Source organism: Agreia sp. VKM Ac-1783 (genome assembly GCF_900177765.1).
In the GTDB taxonomy this organism is placed as follows: domain Bacteria; phylum Actinomycetota; class Actinomycetes; order Actinomycetales; family Microbacteriaceae; genus Agreia.
Genome location: NZ_FXWI01000001.1, coordinates 90431 through 109017, shown reverse-complemented (window position 1 = coordinate 109017; position 18587 = coordinate 90431). Strand labels below are relative to the sequence as shown.

Annotated in this window: 22 protein-coding genes and 2 tRNA genes; 9 read left to right on the top strand and 15 right to left on the bottom strand. The window is 67.7% G+C overall.

Annotated elements, in window-relative coordinates:
• The first annotated feature begins 120 nt into the window (after positions 1–120).
• On the top strand, positions 121–1140 hold the full coding sequence (locus tag CCK87_RS00560) for an SDR family oxidoreductase (RefSeq protein WP_086459581.1): 1020 nt from the start codon (positions 121–123) through the stop codon (positions 1138–1140).
• Between the two features lie 10 nt (positions 1141–1150).
• Positions 1151–2599 (top strand): NAD(P)/FAD-dependent oxidoreductase, encoded by a 1449-nt coding sequence (locus CCK87_RS00555; RefSeq protein WP_086459580.1) that lies wholly within the window; start codon positions 1151–1153, stop codon positions 2597–2599.
• Positions 2600–2628: 29 nt separating this feature from the next.
• Here the strand turns inward: CCK87_RS00555 and CCK87_RS00550 are convergent, their stop codons facing one another.
• Positions 2629–3372, bottom strand: coding sequence for a hypothetical protein (locus tag CCK87_RS00550; protein ID WP_086459579.1), 744 nt, complete (start codon positions 3370–3372; stop codon positions 2629–2631).
• Between the two features lie 170 nt (positions 3373–3542).
• On the opposite strand from CCK87_RS00550, the gene CCK87_RS00545 reads away from it, so the two are divergent.
• Positions 3543–4727, top strand: a complete 1185-nt coding sequence (locus tag CCK87_RS00545) for a M20/M25/M40 family metallo-hydrolase (protein ID WP_086459578.1) — start codon at positions 3543–3545, stop codon at positions 4725–4727.
• A 14-nt stretch (positions 4728–4741) separates the two neighbouring features.
• On the opposite strand, the gene CCK87_RS00540 is transcribed toward CCK87_RS00545, so the two are convergent.
• Positions 4742–5431 carry an SOS response-associated peptidase gene (locus CCK87_RS00540; RefSeq protein WP_086459577.1) on the bottom strand — a complete coding sequence of 230 codons (690 nt, stop codon included), beginning with the start codon at positions 5429–5431 and terminating at the stop codon, positions 4742–4744.
• Between the two features lie 154 nt (positions 5432–5585).
• On the opposite strand from CCK87_RS00540, the gene CCK87_RS00535 reads away from it, so the two are divergent.
• A complete protein-coding gene (locus CCK87_RS00535; protein ID WP_086459576.1) occupies positions 5586–6677 on the top strand; it encodes an FAD-dependent oxidoreductase in 1092 nt (363 codons plus the stop codon).
• Between the two features lie 6 nt (positions 6678–6683).
• Here the strand turns inward: CCK87_RS00535 and CCK87_RS00530 are convergent, their stop codons facing one another.
• Both CCK87_RS00530 and CCK87_RS00525 read right to left on the bottom strand, forming a co-directional pair.
• On the bottom strand, positions 6684–7001 hold the full coding sequence (locus CCK87_RS00530) for an ATP-dependent DNA ligase (protein ID WP_086459575.1): 318 nt from the start codon (positions 6999–7001) through the stop codon (positions 6684–6686).
• Between the two features lie 17 nt (positions 7002–7018).
• Entirely contained in the window at positions 7019–7516 is a 498-nt protein-coding gene (locus tag CCK87_RS00525) for a MarR family transcriptional regulator (RefSeq protein WP_086459574.1), read from the bottom strand.
• Between the two features lie 114 nt (positions 7517–7630).
• Between CCK87_RS00525 and CCK87_RS00520 the strand changes: the two genes are divergently transcribed.
• Positions 7631–8209, top strand: coding sequence for a TetR/AcrR family transcriptional regulator (locus tag CCK87_RS00520; RefSeq protein ID WP_170927086.1), 579 nt, complete (start codon positions 7631–7633; stop codon positions 8207–8209).
• Between the two features lie 85 nt (positions 8210–8294).
• Entirely contained in the window at positions 8295–8786 is a 492-nt protein-coding gene (locus CCK87_RS00515) for a CarD family transcriptional regulator (protein WP_044442618.1), read from the top strand.
• Between the two features lie 247 nt (positions 8787–9033).
• On the opposite strand, the gene CCK87_RS00510 is transcribed toward CCK87_RS00515, so the two are convergent.
• The 5 genes from CCK87_RS00510 to CCK87_RS00490 all read right to left on the bottom strand — a co-directional run bounded on the left by CCK87_RS00510 (position 9034) and on the right by CCK87_RS00490 (position 12507).
• The gene (locus CCK87_RS00510; protein ID WP_086459572.1) at positions 9034–9450 is read right to left on the bottom strand and encodes a hypothetical protein; all 417 of its coding nucleotides are present in this window, start codon (positions 9448–9450) and stop codon (positions 9034–9036) included.
• A 149-nt stretch (positions 9451–9599) separates the two neighbouring features.
• A complete protein-coding gene (locus CCK87_RS00505; RefSeq protein ID WP_140162732.1) occupies positions 9600–10355 on the bottom strand; it encodes a hypothetical protein in 756 nt (251 codons plus the stop codon).
• Between the two features lie 45 nt (positions 10356–10400).
• Positions 10401–11618: a UDP-N-acetylmuramate dehydrogenase gene (locus CCK87_RS00500; RefSeq protein WP_086459570.1), complete on the bottom strand. Its 1218-nt coding sequence runs from the start codon at positions 11616–11618 to the stop codon at positions 10401–10403.
• Positions 11615–12064 (bottom strand): MaoC/PaaZ C-terminal domain-containing protein, encoded by a 450-nt coding sequence (locus CCK87_RS00495; protein WP_086459569.1) that lies wholly within the window; start codon positions 12062–12064, stop codon positions 11615–11617. Before CCK87_RS00495 ends, CCK87_RS00500 begins: the two co-directional genes overlap by 4 nt.
• Complete coding sequence (locus tag CCK87_RS00490; protein WP_086459568.1) at positions 12061–12507, bottom strand: MaoC family dehydratase N-terminal domain-containing protein; 447 nt, start codon at positions 12505–12507, stop codon at positions 12061–12063. The genes CCK87_RS00495 and CCK87_RS00490 overlap by 4 nt, the downstream gene beginning before the upstream one ends.
• 63 nt (positions 12508–12570) lie before the next feature.
• Between CCK87_RS00490 and CCK87_RS00485 the strand changes: the two genes are divergently transcribed.
• Positions 12571–13269, top strand: coding sequence for a hypothetical protein (locus tag CCK87_RS00485; RefSeq protein WP_086459567.1), 699 nt, complete (start codon positions 12571–12573; stop codon positions 13267–13269).
• Positions 13270–13275: 6 nt separating this feature from the next.
• Here the strand turns inward: CCK87_RS00485 and CCK87_RS00480 are convergent, their stop codons facing one another.
• From CCK87_RS00480 to CCK87_RS00470, 3 genes are read right to left on the bottom strand one after another with little or no spacing between them, the layout of a single operon-like run.
• Positions 13276–14085 carry an RNA methyltransferase gene (locus tag CCK87_RS00480; RefSeq protein WP_086459566.1) on the bottom strand — a complete coding sequence of 270 codons (810 nt, stop codon included), beginning with the start codon at positions 14083–14085 and terminating at the stop codon, positions 13276–13278.
• A gap of 10 nt (positions 14086–14095) precedes the next feature.
• Entirely contained in the window at positions 14096–14737 is a 642-nt protein-coding gene (locus tag CCK87_RS00475) for a CDP-alcohol phosphatidyltransferase family protein (protein WP_086459565.1), read from the bottom strand.
• Positions 14738–14783: 46 nt separating this feature from the next.
• Positions 14784–15269, bottom strand: a complete 486-nt coding sequence (locus CCK87_RS00470; protein ID WP_086459564.1) for a hypothetical protein — start codon at positions 15267–15269, stop codon at positions 14784–14786.
• 161 nt (positions 15270–15430) lie between these two features.
• Here CCK87_RS00470 and CCK87_RS00465 point away from each other — a divergent pair, with 161 nt between their 5' ends.
• Both CCK87_RS00465 and CCK87_RS00460 read left to right on the top strand, forming a co-directional pair.
• Complete coding sequence (locus CCK87_RS00465; protein ID WP_086459563.1) at positions 15431–16099, top strand: response regulator transcription factor; 669 nt, start codon at positions 15431–15433, stop codon at positions 16097–16099.
• Positions 16096–17646, top strand: a complete 1551-nt coding sequence (locus CCK87_RS00460; protein ID WP_086459562.1) for a HAMP domain-containing sensor histidine kinase — start codon at positions 16096–16098, stop codon at positions 17644–17646. The genes CCK87_RS00465 and CCK87_RS00460 overlap by 4 nt, the downstream gene beginning before the upstream one ends.
• Before the next feature lie 27 nt (positions 17647–17673).
• On the opposite strand, the gene CCK87_RS00455 is transcribed toward CCK87_RS00460, so the two are convergent.
• The 3 genes from CCK87_RS00455 to CCK87_RS00445 form a co-directional block, all read right to left on the bottom strand.
• Positions 17674–18246 (bottom strand): GNAT family N-acetyltransferase, encoded by a 573-nt coding sequence (locus CCK87_RS00455; RefSeq protein ID WP_086459561.1) that lies wholly within the window; start codon positions 18244–18246, stop codon positions 17674–17676.
• Positions 18247–18314: 68 nt separating this feature from the next.
• A tRNA-Met gene (locus CCK87_RS00450) sits at positions 18315–18388 on the bottom strand.
• A gap of 50 nt (positions 18389–18438) precedes the next feature.
• Positions 18439–18510 (bottom strand) — tRNA-Thr (locus tag CCK87_RS00445).
• Between the last annotated feature and the right edge of the window lie 77 nt (positions 18511–18587).

The following is an 18587-nucleotide window of genomic DNA, read 5'->3' as shown; positions in this document are numbered from 1 at the left end:
ACTGACAGCGGCACTCGCATACGTCATTTCTCCGAACCTGTCGACCGGGGCGCGCTTTCGGGCGAGGTGGCACAGACTCGACGCAGCACGGGGAAATCCGCGTGCAACCGAAGGAGTGTCATGAGTCGTGGAGTAGCCGTCGTCACCGGAGGAACCGCCGGACTCGGCCGAGCCATCGTGAGGGAACTCGCCGACCGAGGATGGGACGTGGCCGTGCTCGCGCGAGGCGAAGACGGACTGGCGGGCGCCGTCTCCGACGTGCAGATCCGAGGAGGTCGCGCCCTCGGCATCAGCACGGATGTCGCCGATCGCGAGGCCGTCGAATCGGCAGCCGACCGTGTGGAAACAGAGCTCGGGCCGATCGAGCTCTGGGTCAATGACGCGATGGTCGGGGTCTTCGGCGACTTTCTTACGACCGAGCCAGCCGACTTCGAGCGCGCGACGCAGGTGAACTACTTCGGCTTCGTCAACGGAACCCGTGCGGCTCTCTCGCGCATGGTTCCCCGCGAGCGCGGCCACGTCATCCAGATCGGATCGGCCCTCGCCCACCGGGGCATCCCCCTTCAGGCTGCGTACTGCGGAGCGAAGCACGCCGTGAAGGGGTTCACCGAGTCGGTCACCACCGAGCTCATCCACGCTAAGAGCCCCGTGCGCATCTCCACCGTCGATATGCCGGCCCTCAACACGATCCAGTTCAACTGGGTCAAGTCGCAGCTGCCCCATCACCCGCAGCCGGTGCCCCCGATCTACCAGCCCGAGGTCGGCGCGAAGGCCGTGGCCGATGTCGCGGATCACCCCCGTCGCCGCACGTGGGTGGGCGAGCCGACGATCAAGACCGTTCTGGGCAACCGCTTCGTCGCCGGCTGGCTCGACACGTACCTCGCGAAGGTCGGATACGACGGACAGCAGGCACCGGAGAAGGTCGAGGCGATGCTGCCCAACAACCTCTACGAGCCCGCGACGGGCGACAAGGGCGCGCGCGGCATCTTCGGCAGCGACGCCCGAAACGGAAGCCCGGCGACCTGGGCGATCGGACACCGCAAGACGATGGCCGCGGCCGCCGTCACCCTGGGCGCCGCCGCGGTCGGCGGCGCAGCGATGGCTGCGACCGCTGTGGTTACGCGACTAAGCCGGTCGTAGGCTGGTCGGCATGAGCGAAGTGGATGCGGTCGTCGTCGGCACAGGTCCGAACGGTCTTGCCGCGGCCGTGACCCTGGCCCGTGCCGGGCTATCGGTGCGCGTCTACGAGAAGAACTCGACGATCGGCGGGGGCGCCCGCACGAAGGAGCTGACGCTTCCCGGCTTTCTGCACGACGTCTGCTCGGCCGTTCATCCGATGGCCCTGGCCTCGGGATTCTTTCAGCGCTTCGGGCTCGAGAAGCGCATCGAGCTGGTGGTTCCCGAGGTCTCCTACGGGCATCCGCTCGACGGCGGCCGAGCGGGAATCGCGTATCACGACCTCGCCCGCACGGTGAGCGCCCTCGGCCGCGACGGAGCCGCCTTCCATTCGCTGATGGCCCCGCTCGTGGAGCGCGCCGATCAGGTCGCGCGCCTCGCAGGCTCGAACCTGCTCATGGCTCCGCGTCAGCCCATCACGGCCGCGCTGTTCGGCCTGAGAGTGCTCGAGCAAGGCCTGCCCACCTGGAATGCCCGCTTTCAGGGCGATGTCGCGCCCGCCATGCTGGCCGGCATCGCGGCCCACGCCATCCGGCCCATGCCCAGCCCGGTCACCGCGGCCGCCGCACTGAGCCTCGGCAGCTACGCGCACGGTCGCGGCTGGCCCGTGCCGGTCGGCGGCAGCCAGGCGATCGTGGATGCGATGGCCGCCGATCTCGTGGCGCACGGCGGGCAGATCGAGACGGATGCCGGCATCCGGTCGCTCGACCAGCTGCCGTCGTCGACCGCTGTGCTCTTCGACACGACGCCGCGCGCGGTTGCCGACATCGCGGGCCGACGGCTGCGCACGGTCTACACGAGGGCGCTGCGCAAGTTCCGCTACGGCAACGGAGTGGCCAAGGTCGACTTCGCGCTGGCGGGGCCCGTGCCGTGGACGAATGCAGAGCTGCACAAGGCCGGGACCGTGCACGTCGGTGGAACCCGGGCCGAGATCGCGGCGTCCGAGGCCGACGTCGCGGCTGGTCGGCATGCCTCGAATCCCTATGTGCTCGTGGCCCAGCCGTCAGGCTTCGACCCGAGCCGCGCCCCCGCGGGAAAACACGTGCTCTGGGCCTACACGCATGTGCCGAAGGACTCCGCGATAGACCAGACCGAGGCGATCATCAGGCAGATCGAACGGTTCGCGCCGGGCTTCCGAGACCTGATCCTCGCGTCCGCGAGCATGACCGCGCGCGACATGGAGAACTACAACCCCAACTACATCGGCGGCGATATCGCGGCGGGCGCCGCTACTCTCGCGCAGCTCATCAGCAGGCCGGTGCCCTCGTTCGACCCGTGGCGCACGCCGGCATCGGGCATCTACCTCTGCTCGTCGTCGACCCCGCCCGGTCCCGGCGTGCACGGCCTCGCCGGCTGGTACGCGGCGAAGAGCGCGTTGAAGCACAGCTTCGGAATCAGGACGACGCCGTCGCTCGCTCCCTGACGTAGGGGAGCTGGATGCCCGTGGCTGCGCTAGACGGTGATGGCGTCGAGCGGCGGCGCGTCGTCGGCAGGGGCGAGCGAGTCTGTCACGGGGAGGGCAACGGCGGCAGCGACGGCAGCAGCAGTCTCGGCGTCATGGCGCCGGAGGGTGCGATTGATCTTGCGGATCTCGTGACGAGCGAGTCGCTCGAGCGTCGAATCCGGATGCGCACTGCGCACGTCTTCGAGGGCGTCGACCGTCAGCTGTGGCCCCACGACGCGGCGCAGCGAGTACATCGCCTGCTGCGCGACATCGATGTCGTGGACCAGCTCGCGGAGGGCACGCTCCGTCTCGGGAGCGCGACGAAAACGCGGCAGACCGAGGACGACGGGCTGTCGGTTCGTGCCATACGCAGAATCGGTCGCTATCGCGAGAACGAGCGACGTCTCGCGTATCGGCGCCGCGTTGACGAGCGCCTCACCGAGTTGCCATCCGACACGTCCGCGACGCACGGCGCCCCACTCGAGAAATGCCGTGTGGAGCGCACCGAACGCCGCTGGACGCGCGGCGGGATTCTTCAGATGCAGGGCGACGGTCTCGATGACCCCAGGATCGGTCAGGAACGGGAGGGCCTCGATCAGCACCGGCGTGGCCGCTTTCGAGTCGAAAGACGAGGTGTCGAAGTAGCGGCGGTCGTTGACGAAACGCCCGAAGTCCTCTGCGCCGGCCACGGAGTGGTCGACAAGAAGACGGCGCACGAGAGCGCGCTCATCGGTGGTCGAAACGACGGTCATAGGAGGAGAATACATCCGATTGCTGAGGATTTATCGACGTGCGAGTCCCATCTCGTGACATTCTGTCACGTACCGACGAAGAACGCATGGAGTGGAGCATCTAAGACGGCTCGACGGGCCTCTTCTCAAACACGCCCACGCCACGGCCCCGGTCACGAGACAATGGAGTCATGAGCGAGATCGTCGACAGCCCAGGGCAGAGCACTGCCGACACCGGCGAGTCCGAACTCGTCTCGCTCCTGCGACGACTCGTCGAGATCGATTCATCGAATCCCGATCTCGGCAGCACCGGCCGCGGCGAGGCAGCCGTCGCCGACTTCATCACCGACTGGCTGACGCCCCATGGATGTGACATCGAGCGACTCGAGGCTACTGCCGGCCGCCCGTCCATCGTCGCGACCTGGCGCGGCACGGGCGGGGGGCGATCGCTAATGCTCAACGGACACATCGACACCGTCTCACTCGACAGCTACGACGGAGACGGGCTCGCTCCTGTGATTCGCGACGGCGCGATGTTCGGGCGGGGCACCTACGACATGAAGTCGGGGATCGCCGCGATCATGGTGGCTGCTGCGGCCGCTGGGACGCGGCCACACCGGGGCGACATCGTGCTCGCGCTCGTCGCCGACGAGGAGTTCGAGAGCGCCGGCACCGTCGAGGTTCTGAAGCGGTTCTCGGCAGACGGCGCCATCGTGGTCGAACCGAGCGACGGCGAGGTCACGCTCGCGCACCGAGGACTCGTCTGGCTCGAGGTCGTCATCACGGGCCGCGCGGCTCACGGCTCACGTCCCGACCTCGGCCGCGACGCCATCGTGCAGGCGGGCCGTTTTCTCGCCCGACTCGGCGACCTGGCGCATGAGCTCACGACTCGACCCGAGCATCCGTTTCTCGGTGCGGCCAACGTGCACGCGTCTCTCGTGCGCGGCGGCGTCGAGATGTCGAGCTACCCGGCGGAGTGCACGATCGGCATCGAGTGGCGCACGCTTCCCGGCCAGGATGTCGACACGATCGTCGGCGAGATCGACGCACTCCTGGTCGCGGTCTCGGCCGAGCATCCCGGGTTCGAGTACCGCATCGTGCCCGGCCTCGTCGAGCCGCCCTTCGAAGCGGACCGCTCGTCGGCCGTCGTGCAGAGCGTGCTGGCGAACGTCGAGGCCGTCACCGCAAAACCGCCCGTTCTGCGGGGCGAACCCTTCTGGACAGACTGCGCCCTTCTGGCCGCGGCCGGCATTCCCGCCGTGCTCTTCGGAGTAACGGGCGGCGGGGCACACGCGGCCAGCGAATGGGTCGACCTCGCCTCGGTTGAGACCGTCGCCCAGGTGCTCGAGCGCACGATCGGCGACTTCTGCGCGTAGGAGGGGCTCAGACCTCAGGCCAGCGGCTCGATCAGCTCGGGGCCGTTATTGCGCACGCTGTTGACCTGCTTCGACACTTCGTAGTGCTTCAACTCGTGCGCCACCTCGACCGATTCGGCGTCGAGCAGGTGCAGAAGTGCGTCGGAATCGAGGTCGGCGCCCAGCCACGCGTCGTAGCCGTTCGGAGTGAGAATCGCAGGCATACGATCGTGCACCTCGCCGGGCGCCACATGGGCGTCTCGGGTGATGATGGCCATCGAGATCACCCACCGATCGGGGTCGTCGTCGGGCTTCGACTTGTCGCGCCACGCCGAGACGATGCCGGCCATCGCCAGCGCCTGCTCGGGCGCGAAGATGAAGTGCGGCTGCTTCGAGCCGTCAGGCAGGATCGTCCACTCGTAGTAGCCCGCCGCAGGCACGATGCAGCGCTGCGACTGAAACGCCCGTCGGTACATGCCCGAGGTCGCCACCGTTTCGATGCGGGCGTTGATGGGCTGCGGTCGCTTGGTGAGGTCGGGGTACCACCCGGGCACGAAGCCCCAGCGCACCGCGTCGAGCTCCCGTGGATGCTCCTTGCGCTGCCGCACGACCGCCACGTCGTCGGTCGGGGCCACGTTGTAGTTGTCTTCGAGCTCTGGCAGGCCGTCCATCAGACCCGAGAGCAGGTCTCCTGATGCCTTCGCCACGACAAATCGTCCGCACATGCGTCAAAGCTAGCCCCGACCCTCCGACGGCGGAATGCCCCTTTTCAGGAAGATCAGGGCGGTGGCGGGCGAGAACGCCGTTTTCGTCCGGTTCCTCCTGAGTTGCGGCGCGTAGCTCGGCAATAAAACGCGCCCGTGCGCGGTTGAGGCGCTCGTGAGCACAGAACTCCCCCACGACACCCGCGTCGTCATCATCGGCGCCGGCCAGGCGGGGCTCTCCGTCGCCTTCCACCTGCGCCGCCTCGGGCTCGTTCCCGGGCGCGACGTCGTCATCCTCGACCGCGGACCGCGGGCCGGAGGAGCCTGGCAGTTCCGCTGGGAATCGCTTCGACTCGACACCGCCCACAAGGTCGACGACCTTCCCGGTATGAGCGAACTCGGTCTCAGCTTCTCGACCGCCGACCAGTCGCTGCCCGCACGAGACGTGGTGAGCGACTATTACGAGCGTTACGAACGGCACTTCGAGCTCGAGGTCGTGCGTCCCGTCGAGGTGACGGGCGTCACAAAAGTGCCCGACGGGCGCTACGAGGTGCAGACCAGTCGTGGCGCTGTGCGAGCCGAGGTCGTCGTGAACGCCAGCGGAACGTGGGCACGACCGTTCCTCCCGTCGTATCCGGGCGCCGACGCGTTCGCGGGCATCCAGCTGTCGACACCCGACTACCGGGCGGCGGGCGACCTGGCAGGCCTCGACGTCATCGTCGTCGGCGGAGGAACCTCCGCGGTCGGGTTCCTCCTCGAACTCGAGGGCGTCGCCGCGTCGACCACCTGGGTCACGAGGCGGCCCGTCGAGTTCACGATGGATGAGCATTCCAAGGTCGCGGCAGTAGAACGCGCCGACGCGGCGGCTCGAGCCGGCCTTCCGATTCCGAGCGTGTCGAGCGGCACAGGACTGCCGGCGAGTCCTCGCAACGTCGCAGGTCGCGAGCGCGGCGTTCTCGTCGACCGCCCCATGTTCTCGTCGATCGAAGCCGATGGGGTGCGTTGGTCAGACGGCTCGTTCCAGCACGCCGACGCCATCATCTGGGCGACCGGCTTCCGCGCCGAACTGGGGCACCTGGCGCCGCTGCATCTGCGCGAGACGGGCGGTGGGGTGGCCGTCGCGAAGGGGCGCTCGCTGCGCGATCCGCACGTCTTTTTGGCCGGCTTCGGCCCCCAGGCGAGCACGATCGGCGCCAATCGTGCAGGTCGGATCGTGGCGACTCAGGTCATGGATGCCCTGGCGGCCACGAGCGGCGCTACCGCATAGCGCGTCTTACGTCTGCGGGGTCGTTCCCCCGGGCTCGGCGATCAGCACCATGCCGTTCGCGCTGTTCGCCGTCACCATGAGGGCCTCGATCCAGGCGCGGTTCACGGGTGGCTGGCGGTTGCCGTAGAAACGGATATGCAGGGGAATCGTCGGATGCATCCAGATGGAGCTGCGCCCATTGCCTTCGTCGGAGTTGTGCTCCCAGTTGAAGAGGAACGATTCTCCGCGTCGGAACTTGGCGTTGACGACGACTCGCATGTGAGCGAGCACACGGTCGTCGATGTCGATTTCGAGGCCGGTCGGGCCGTAGATGAGTTTTCCCACCTATTTAGTTTATCTAGCTATTTATCCGACTTCGACACCGCGTCGCTCATTCGCTCCAGAAACGTCGTGATCACGGTGGCCTCGTGCCCGTCGAGCCCCCGGGCAACCTCCATCATGCGATGGTGCATGTCTCCGAAGACCTCGCCCATATCGGCGTGAGTCATGGCCGTGGCCGTCAACACGACCGCCCGGCCATCGCTCGGATGCTTTGCCCGGCTGAGGTGGCCGCTCGCGACGAGACGGTCTACCAACACGGTCGTGGATGCCGACGAGATGGCGAGATGGCCGGCCAGGTCTTTCGGACTCACGGCCCGCGAGTCGCGCTCGGCGTTCACCACGAAACGCAGCGCAGTGATGTCGGTCTCGTTGAGCCGCAGCGCCGCTCGCGTTCGACGGCGCATATCCATCTCTGCCACCCGGTAGCGGCGCAGGGCGTTGAGAGCGTCGACGCCGGTCTTCAACTCGACGTCGTCGCCATACCAATAGCCCGAAGCGCGCACCTCCGACGATTCCATGGCTTGATTCTAAGGCCCGGTCGCTAGGCGAACTAAGCATCTCTCGCATTTATCGGACAGGTGTCCGAGAAATCGTGATAGACTGCCATGATGTCAACTGTGCGAAGTGCTGTAATGCCCGACAGTTCTCGATTCTCCTCCGACGCTCCGGCAGACCCGAGAGCGGCTCGCACGCGACAGGGAATCCTGTCCGCGGTGGCTCGGCTCCACTCCGCCGACTCCGGCGACATCTCTGTCAGCGACATCGTGCGTGAGGCGAAGATCAGCCGCAGCTCGTTCTACGCGCATTTCTCCAGCCTCGACGACCTGGCGGTCGCCCTGCTTCGACAGGAGTTCGCGAGCGTCGCCGCTCCCAACCCCGGAGAGCCCAACCCCGCAGCCAGCCTCCGCGAGAGCTACACGCGACTCGTGCAGCACTTCGCTCAGCGAGAGTCCCTCTACTCGCACGCGCTCGGCCTCCCCCTGTCGCGACGCGCCTTCGACGACGTCATCGCCGCGTATGCCGAGCAGGTACTCGCGTCGTTCTCAGCACCCACCTCGGGGCCTGCCGCCATCCGGGCCCGCCTCGCCGCGACCTACGTCGCCGGCGGCACCGTGAGCCTGCTCAGCGCGTGGGTGTCCGACCATCACGACATCAGTGAAGACGAACTGGTCGACGAACTCATCACCCTGCTGCCACCGTGGCTCAAGTGACTCCTCGGGCCAGGTCCTCAGACCAGCGCTCACCTCAGATCTCACCTTCCGCACACCACGTCACAAAGAAAAGAGAAGCCCAGTCGTGAAATTCGATATTGGAGAGACCCTCGTCTACCCGCACCACGGAGCGGTCACCATCACGGAACTCGAGACCAAGAAGGTCAAGGGCGAAGACAAGCGCTACATGACGCTGCGGGTGCACACGAGCGATCTCATCATCAAGCTTCCGATCGACAACGTCGAGCTCGTCGGAGTGCGCGACGTGATCGACGCCGCCGGTGTCGACGAGGTCTTCGCCGTTCTGCAGAACGACTTCGTCGAAGAGCCCGGAAACTGGTCGCGCCGCTACAAGGCGAACCAGGAGAAGATGGCCTCGGGCAGCGTGCACCGTGTCGCCGAGGTCGTGCGCGACCTGTGGCGTCGCGAGCAGGCGCAGGGCGTCTCCGCCGGCGAGAAGCGACTGCTGCTCAAGGCGCGCCAGGTGCTGATCTCCGAGCTCGCACTCGCGCGCCGAGTCAGCGACGAAGACGCATCGCTACTGCTCGACGAGGTCTTGAACGCCGTCGTCGTCTAACATCTCCGAGCGCACCGCACGGCAAGTGCGTGGCAGAGGCCGACCGGTCCCCCCGGACCAGATCCCCACATCCCTGTCGGCCCCTGCCTATTAGCTCAAGTTAGACATTTCTGAGAGCGCTTGCAACGTGACGAACCCTCACGTTAGGTCGTAAGACGCTGCGCGCGCCCAGGCCACGGGCATCCGGCGTCTTAAAAAAAGAAGCGAGCCGGGGGTGCTGCACCCCAGGCCCGCTTCGTCTCTACTGCTAGTTGCAGACCTTCGAGAGGGCCAGGAAGGTGTCCTGAACGTCGCTCGAAGCGTCGGTCAGAGCCGTCGTGTCGGCCGAAGCCGGGTCTTTCGAGTACGTCTTGAATTCGCTGACGAGCGAACCCAGAGCCTTGTCTGCGTCGTCGGCGACCTTCTTGACCTCGTCGTTCGAGACCTTCGACACGTTGTCGGAGAACTTGTCGGAGACCGTCTGTAGAGCCTCGGAAGCCCCCTCCGGATCGGTAGCCGCGTCAGAGAGGCTGCTCGTCAGTTCGCTCTGAAGGTCGGTGAGACCCGACTCGAGAACCTTGCAGGCGTCGGCCTTGCTCTGTCCGCCGGCGCAACCGGTCAGCAGAAGTCCGGTGATGGCGAGCGCGCCGATCAGCGATGTGGTCTTTGTGCGCGAAATTCGCATTGAGAGGTACTCCTTTTTGGGGGGTGCTTGGTGTAAAAACCCTAGCAGTCAGCCGTTAGCGCGCCGAGGTGAGCGCATGGGCAGTACTCACCATTGACATCCCCATGAGCATCAGCCGAACGAACACATGATCGTGCCGATCGCCGCTCCTACTGCGTCGGCACAGCCAGGCTGACACTCGGGTCGGCGTCGGAGAACTCCACCGTCGTCCATGTGTCGGCCTGGCCCGACACGGGGATCTCTGCCTTCATCAGGTGGCCGGTCTCGTCGATCCAGTACCGGATGGTCGGTGCCGCGTTCGACGGTGCGGCCGTCGCCGGCGTATCCGAGGTGGGGCTCGCGAACACGTCGACCGCCACTCCGTCGACGTCGTCGGAGCGCAGCCAGAGGGCATCCGTCTGCTGCAGGAGCTGCGGATTGTCAGGCCGGTCGTTGCCCAGGCTCAACAGAACGGCGACCACGTTCGACAGGCTCGTCGCCGACGGGTCGAGGTCGCTCTCCTGCCAGCCGTCGGCCGGCACGGGAAGGGGCGCCTTGTCGAGCGTCGTCGGCTGATAGCCGAGCGTCTGCGGCGTGAACCGCAGCAGCCCGGTGTCGGCCGCGCCGTCGACGGTGGTCGAGGCGAAGCCGTATCCCGCCCCTGCGGCGTAGTCGACCCAGCCCGAGAACTGCACTGGTTGCTGGCCGGGGATACTGAACGTCACGGCGCGAACGCCGCTGTCGAAGTTGTTGAAGCGGAAGATCGCGAGCCTCTGCGCCTGCTCCGTCGACAGTGCCGACCCCGCAGCCTGGCTCGAGGTCGGAGCATCCGGACCGTCTGACGGCGCGCAGCCCGCAACGCCCAACACGCCGACCATAACGACCATCACCACGAGGGGGCGCATCCCCCGACTGAATCGAACCACCCGCCGAGGCTAGCGCATGTGTCGACGAAATAACGTCAGAGTGCGCTAGACGAAGACGGGCTCCGGTTGCAGCACGACGCCGAACTCCGCAGACACGCGATTTTGGATGTACCGCGACAGTTCCGCGATATCGGCGGCTGTGGCGCCACCCGTGTTCACGATCGCGAGGGTGTGCTTCGACGAGATCGCGGCACGGGATCCTGGCAGCGAGAAGCCCCTGCCGATTCCCGCGCGCTCGATCAGCCACGCGGCGCTCAACTTGACCTGCGGCTCCGACGATGCGGACGTCGACGCGGCTCCGCCGAGCGGGCCCGACAGATCGACGGCGAGCCCCGACTCGGGATCGGGCAGCGCGACCACGATCGGTTCCTGCTCGGGCTCGACGAGCCAGCGCGGTGCATCCGACGGCAGCCCGCGGGCGAAGTTCTCGGAGACGATCGGGTTGGTGAAGAACGAGCCGGCGCTGACGGAATCGGGATCCGCGGCATCCAGGACCATGCCCTTGGATGCCCGCAGAGACAAAACCGCCGAACGCACGGCGCCCAGCGCGACCCTGTCTCCAACGGCGACGCCGAGAGCGGTGGCCAGCTGCGGATACGCGATCGGGTTGCCGAGAGCGAGAGGTCCGAGCGGCTCGGCGGAGTCGTCGGAGTCGGTCAGCGAGAACGTGACCGAGAGCACGACTCCGCGCCGACCTTTCTTGAAGACGCTCGTGCGGTAGCCGAGCTCGAGGTCGTCGCGTGCGATGCGCTCGACGCGGCCGGTGCCATAGTCGAGAAAGTCGACAGAGACGATGGAGTCGCCCGCCTCTTGCCCATAGGCGCCGATGTTCTGGATGGGCGATGCGCCGGTCGAACCCGGGATTCCCGAGAGCGCCTCGAGGCCCGACCAGCCCTGCTCCACCGTGTAGGCGACGAGGTCCTCCCACGGTTCGCCGGCCTGCACGCGCAGTCGCACGGTTCCGCTGGGCGCGACGATTCGCGCCACTCCCCTGGTCGCGACGCGCACGACCGTGCCGTCGAAGCCCTCGTCTGAGATGACGACGTTGGAGCCACCGCCGAGCACGAACCAGTCGTCGCCCGAGTCCCAGACGCCGAGCACGCTCTGCAGCAGTTCGGGCTCGCCCTGCGGTTCGATGATGCGAGCCGCCGGTCCGCCGACCTTGAGGGTCGTCAGGGGGCCGAGCGGGACATCCAGGGCCTCGACCGACCCGTCTGTCGATTCACTAGCGCGCGGTTCCGGCCGCCCGTGCCGCCCGCTCATACTGAAGCGGCTGGCGCCAGGGAGACGACGGCCTGCGCCTTGCCGAGAACCGTGTCGCCGTTGTAGGTGACGGTCAGGTCGATGCGCGCGGTGCCCGCCTCGGCGTCGACCTTGCCGACCTTCGCGCTCACGATCAGCTCTGCTCCGTCGACGGGGTCGACGAGCACCGGGCGGGTGAAGCGCACCTGGTAGTCGAGCACGCGTCCCGGGTCGCCGATCCAGTCGACGACCGGCTGCACGGCGAGCCCCATGGTCAGCATGCCGTGCGCGAGCACCCCGGGCAGGCCGACGGATGCCGCGACGTCGTCGCGGTAGTGGATGGCATTGAAGTCTCCGCTGGCTCCGGCGTAGCGCACCAGCGAGTCGCGGCTCAGCGCGAAGTGTCCGCCCGCGACGACGTCGCCCGCGGTCAGCTCGTCAGGCGTGAGGGTGATTCCGGCGGTCATTCGTCTCCCCTGACGACGAGGGTGGATGTTGCGGTCACGACGTGCGCGCCCGTCGCGTCGACGATGGTCGACTCGGCAGTGACCATGGAGTGGCCGCCCAGCGACTTGATGCTCGCCACGCTGAGGGTGGCCGTGAGCTCGTCTCCGGCCACGATCGGACGGGTGAAAGTGAAGCGCTGGTCGCCGTGCACGACGCGCGAGAAGTCGATACCGGCATCCGGCTCGCTCAGCAGCTGCTTGAGGGTGTGCTCCTGCACCACCACCGCGAAGGTGGGCGGCGCCACGACGTCGGCGTAGCCGGCGGCCCTGGCCGCCTCGACGTCGGTGTTGAGCGGGCTCGTGGCGAAGACGGCCGCGGAGAATTCGCGCACCTTCTCACGGCCTACGAGATAGGGAGAGGTCGGGGCGAAGACGCGTCCGACGAGTTCGGGGTTCACTGGCACCCGTCCATTGTACGAACGCACCGCCGACCTCTGCGCTGTTGCGGCTGCCTAGACTGATCAACGATGAGCACTCCCCCGGCCCCGCACCGCCAGCCCACCTCGAACCGAACGCTCTTCATCGTGCTCGGGGTCGGCGGCGCGCTCGCTCTCGTCGTGTCGATCGCGGCTGCCGCGGTGGTCCTCATGCTGGCCGTGGGGGTCATGCGGGGCGGCGCTGCAGCCGGCCCGTCGCCCGTGCCGTCGCCATCCAGCGAGTCGCCCGGCGACGTCGACTACAGCGATCTGACCTTTGGCTCCGACTACACGCTGCCCTCCGGCAGCCTGGCCGCCCTCACCTTCAGACCGCCCGAGGCAACCGACTGGGCCGTCGATCCAGACGCGCCGTCCGACGCCGACACGATGAGCTACGTGAGCGAGTCGACCGGCTGCAAACTGCGAATCTGGCAGTCGACCCTCGACACCGTCGACGTCACCGCCGGCGACGACGAGGAGACCTCGCGCAAGGTGGCCTCGGCGCTGCGCACAGAACAGATTTCCGACGACGCGTTCGCCAAGCACACGTTCACCGGAGGCTTCTCGTCGGCCAAGGTCGAGTTCGTCGACCTGCTCTGGGGCGCATCCAACGGCAACTACCTGGCCGTGCGCGCGTTCGGCGACGCGGGCGTCTTCGTGTCGGTCGGGGTGGCGTGCACGCAGTCGAGCGCGTGGGACGCGGTCAAACAGGCCGACCCGGGGCTCGGAGTGGTCACTCTCTCGGAGTAGCTCCAGTCAGCCGGAGACCGCCCACATGGCGACCGCGCTGGCCGCAGCGACGTTCAGCGAGTCGATTCCGTGCTTCATCGGAATCTGCACCACGGTGTCGGATGCCGCAATCGCCTCGGGCGTCAGGCCCTCGCCCTCCGCGCCCAGCACCAGGGCGAGTTTCTCGGGAAGCCGAGCCTGGAAGTCGCGCAGGCTGACGGCATCCGGAGTCAGAGCCAGCGCGGCGACGTGGAAACCGGCCTCGACCAGCAGCTCACGCGTCTCGGGCCATTCGCCCACGCGGGTCCAGGGCACCTGCAGCACGGTGCCCATGCTCACCCGGATGGCCCGGCGGTAGAAGGGGTCGGAGCAGCGTGGCGTCACGAGAATCGCATCGGCTCCGATCGCGCCCGCCGAGCGGAAGATCGCGCCCACGTTGGTGGGGTCGACCACGTTCTCGAGAACGACGATCCGGCGGGCGTTCCGGATGAGCTCCGCCGGGTTCGAGAGCGCCGGGCGATTCATCGAGGCGATGAGTCCGCGGTGAAGCACGTAGCCGGTGAGCTCGGCGAGGAGCTCGCCCGGCCCCGTGAAGATCGGCACGTCGGCGAAGCCGTGCTCCGCGAGCGCCGCCTGAGCCTCCTCAGTCGAGGTTCCGAGCGCCAGCACGGAGCGGGGAGCATGCCCCGCGCGCAGTGCCCGCTCGAAGACGAGCAGCGACTCGGCGAGATAGAGGCCGTGTTCCGTGCCTCGCGCCTTCTTGAGTGCGACGTCGGTGAGGTGGGCGTAGTCGCCAAGCCTCGGATCGCTCAGGGAGTCGATGCGCAGGACGGGCACTGAGCTGCCGCTATCCGCGCCGGTTCGGTTCATCAGCGTCTGGACGACCAGCAGCGGATGCGCCGAGTGGGCGCCGATGTGCGCGGCCCTCGCGGATGACGATCACCGCATACTGGGCGCCGACGAAGACGTGCAGCAGGCATCCGATGACCACGCCGTAGAAGGCGACGACGGCCAACACCTCGTGGCCGGCGAAGTCGGAGTGGGCGAGCAGAAGCAGCGGCAACCCGAGCATCAGGAAGGTCGTGCGGATCTTCGAGATGTAGGTGATCGACATCGATCCCTGGCGCTTGTAGGCGAGGATGATCAGGCCCAGGATCAGGTCTGTCGCGGCGATGGCGATGAGGATCCAGAGCGGAAGGATGCCGCTGATGACCAGCGTCACGCACACGACCACCTGGCTTGCCCGGTCGGCCACGGGGTCGAGCACCGCCCCGAAGTGAGTCACCTGGCCGAGCTTGCGTGCGGCGAAACCGTCGATCCAGTCGGTTGCTCCCAGGGCCACGAGAACGATGAACGCCCAGAAGTTCTCGTGCCACACCAGAACGAGCAGAACGAACAGGGGCATGAACAGGATGAGACGAGCGAACGTGATCGTGTTCGGCACGTTCAGAATCCGCTCGCGCTCCGGGTGCGCTGTCGAGGTGTCCACACCTTGAGAGTAACCGCTGCCCTGCTCGCTCTGGTGCGTTGACGGGTCAGGAGGCGGGAGCGGTTCCGGTGGGAGCCGGTGCGGGCTCCTCAGTCGGGGGCGCGGGTGCGTCCGAGGGAGGGGTGGAAGCCGCTCCGCCGTCGGCCGGGGCGGGCGGGGCCGTCCCGTCGGCCGGGGCGGGCGGTGCCGGCGGAACCGCACCGTCGGCCGGCCCCGCAGGAGCACCGGGACCACCCGGCGCACACACCCCGCCGGCGCCCGGAGCGGGCGGGGTTTGCGGCGTCGTTCCGTCGTCGGGCTTGACCGGCGCGGGGCCATCGGTCGAGCCCGGAGTGGGCGAGATCGACGAAGTGGGCAGCGGGGTCGGCTCGCCGCCCTGAGCGGCGAAGGCGGCCGTCGTCCCCACGATTCCGAGTCCGATCACGCCGCATGCGACGCCGACGGCGATACGCGTGCGGAAGGATCGGCGGGCCGGCGGAGCGGAGGGATCGTTCGACGATCCGGGACCGGTAAAGAGGTTGAGTTCTGACACGGGGTCGTTCCTTTCAGATTCGGCGCGATTCGATGCGCCGGTCAGAACGCGGCGTCCTGACCTCATCCACAGTTGCGAGCGAATCTGAAGCTTCCGTTAAGCTCAGGGCTTTATCAGCCGGCCCATAGAATCGTGTTCGGAAACTGTCGTAGGTTCCTCGAATGATCTCCTCGGCCAGAATCCTGCTCGTCGAAGACGACGAGACCATCCGCACCTCCGTCGCCACCGCCCTGGGCGCCGAGGGCTTCGTCGTGTCCGCGCGCGAAGACGGCACGGCCCTCGACGACGATGTCGCCTCCTTCGTTCCCGACATCGCGATCCTCGACTGGATGCTGCCCGGCCCGAACGGCCTCACCCTCGCGGCGCAGCTTCGGGCCCGCAGCGACTGCGCCGTGATGATGCTCACCGCGCGCGACGAGGTCGACGACCGCCTGCGCGGCTTCGCCGCGGGAATCGACGACTACCTCGTCAAGCCGTTCTCGATGGCCGAGCTCGTGGCGCGAGTCAGTGCCGTTCTCCGCCGCCGCGGACGCCTGCCGTCGGTCATCGAGATCGACGATCTGATGGTCGACGTCGAGGGGGCCCGCGCGGCACGGGGCGACACTCCCCTGGCGCTGACGGCCACGGAGTTCCGCCTGTTGAGCTTTCTCGCGCAGAGCAGGGGTCGCACGCTGTCGAAGGGCCAGATCCTCACCCAGGTGTGGGGCTACGACGACATCGATGCGAACGTCGTCGAGGTGCACCTCAGCTCGCTGCGCCGCAAGATGGAGGCGAACGGGCCGCGTCTGATCCACACCGTGCGCGGCATCGGCTACCGGCTGAGCACATGACCGGCCCATCCGGACCCGACACCGTCGGCGGAGGCGGGCTGCGAACCGGGTCGCTGCGTACCCGAACCGTGCTGTCGGTCCTCGCCCTGCTGACCGTACTTCTGCTCGCCCTGTGCTTCACCGTGCAGTTCGTTCTCGGCGAGCGCCTGCGCACACAGCTCGAGGAACGGCTCCAGGACCGGGCGTCGGCCGCCGCCGCGCTCGTCGGCACCGTCTCGAACGACGACCTCGCGAGCCGACTCTCGGCGCAGGGCCTCTCGGTGCTCATCGAGAGCCCCGACGGCGGCTCGGTCGTGGCCGGCCCGACCCCCGAACAACTACGGCAAGGGCCGGATGCCGCCGGTCTCGGCCCGCTCGGAGCGCCCGGTCTCGAGGAGGGCCGCCCCGGAGCCGGCGACGGGAACGCCTCGGCGACCGGGTCGGGCACCGACGCGGATTCGCAGATGGGCTCGACGTCGGGAAGGACCATCGCCTCGTCGGTCGTCACCACGTCCGATCCGCAGATCGTGACCCTCGAGTCGACACTGAGCGACGACACCGTGCTCACACTCAGCGTCGGAGCGGGCGGCGTCGATCAGACGCTGCAGCAGCTGCTCTGGATCATGCTCGGTGCCTCGGCCGTCTTCCTCCTGCTAGCGGCGGCGGCACTGACGGTGGTCGTGCGCGGGGCCCTGCACCCGCTCGAATCGATGACCGCGGTGGCCCGCGACATCGCTCGGGGAGATCGCGGCAGACGCCTTCGACCGACGAGGCCCCGAACGGAGATCGGGCGGGTGGCCATCGCCTTCGACGAGATGCTCGACGGGGTCGAGGGAGCCGAGCGAGCGGCGGTCGACTCCGAGAGGCTCGCCCGGGAGGCTGAGCAGAGGGTGCGCTCATTCGTGAGCGATGCCGCGCACGAACTGCGCACCCCCGTGTCGGGAATGCGGGCGGCGGCGGACACCCTGGTGCGAGCATCCGTTGATCGCGCCGAGCGCGAGAGGCTCGCAAGTCACGTCGTGCGCGAGGCCGCCAGGGCCTCTCGCCTCATCGACGACATGCTCATGATGGCCAGGGTCGACCAAGGGCTCGACCTGCGCAGGGCTCCCCTCGATATCGCGGAGGTCGTCGCGCGCGAGGCCGAGCGCCAGCGCATCCGGCGACCGGCCCTCGAGCTGATCTGCACCGACGATCGCAGCGACCTCGATGCGGGACTGCTCGACGGCGACGCGGAGCGGCTCAGCCAGGTGATCGCCAACCTCGTCGACAACGCGGCACAAATGACCGGCGGAGCCGGGCCCGTGACCGTGGCGATCAGCCAGGCCGAGCACGCCGTTCGAGTGGAGGTGCGCGATCGGGGGCCCGGCGTGCCGCCGCAGGATCGATCGCGCATCTTCGATCGCCTTGTGCGGCTCGACTCGGCGAGGAACGCCTCCGGCGGCGGCGCGGGCCTCGGCCTGCCCATCGCCCGAGGGATCGCCCGAGCGCACGGCGGCGACGTCGTCTGCGTCGACCCGTCGGGCGATCAGACCGGCGCCGTCTTCGTGCTCACGCTGCCAGTCGACTGAGGTGTCGGCGGCCTCCCGCTCAGCCGCTCAGCGGAGGTCGAGTCTCATAAGCACCCGCGGAAATCCGTTCAGCACCGAATCGGTGTCGCTCGCCTTCTCGAAGCCGGCGTTCTCGAAGAGTGTTCTCGTGCCAACGTACGCCATCGTGAGATCGACTTTCTCACCCCTGTTGTCGACCGGATATCCCTCCACCGCCGGAGCACCGTGATCCCTGGCGAAAGCCACCGCGCCCTCAAGAAGCGCATGCGACAGCCCCTTCCCTCGGTGCCCGGGCCGCACCCTGATGCACCACACCGACCACACGTCGAGATCGTCGAGGTGCGGGATCTTGCGATTGCGTGCGAAGGTCGTGTCGGATCGGGGGTGCACGCCGGCCCAGCCGACAACCTCTCCATCGTCATAGGCCAGAACACCCGGTGGCGGCTGCTGCTTCACGAGAGTCTTGACCAGTTCGCCGCGGTCGGTCGATCTGAGCTGGTTGTTCTGAGACGACGGGATGCGATAGCTCAGGCACCAGCAGACCGTCGCGTCGGCGCGCTTGGGCCCAAGCACCGATGCGACATCGGCGAACGACGTGGCGGGACGCACCTCGATGGACATGACAACACCTTGCCCCCAACGGCGCACAGAAAAAAGCCCCCAAGATGGCGAGATCTTGGGGGCTTTCGTAGCGGGAGCGGGACTCGAACCCGCGACACCACGATTATGAGCCGTGTGCTCTAACCACCTGAGCTACCCCGCCGGGCGCCGTCCGTTCGGCTGGCAGCTCGCGCTGCCGCCTGTGGAGGACGGAGCCCCCTGTGGGAATCGGACCCACTACCTCTTCCTTACCAAGGAAGTGCTCTACCAATGAGCTAAGGGGGCGTAACCTGCGCACGACTGATAAGTCGTGCGTTTTGGCACCTGTAGAGAATAGCATCACAATCAGGCCAGCCTGAACC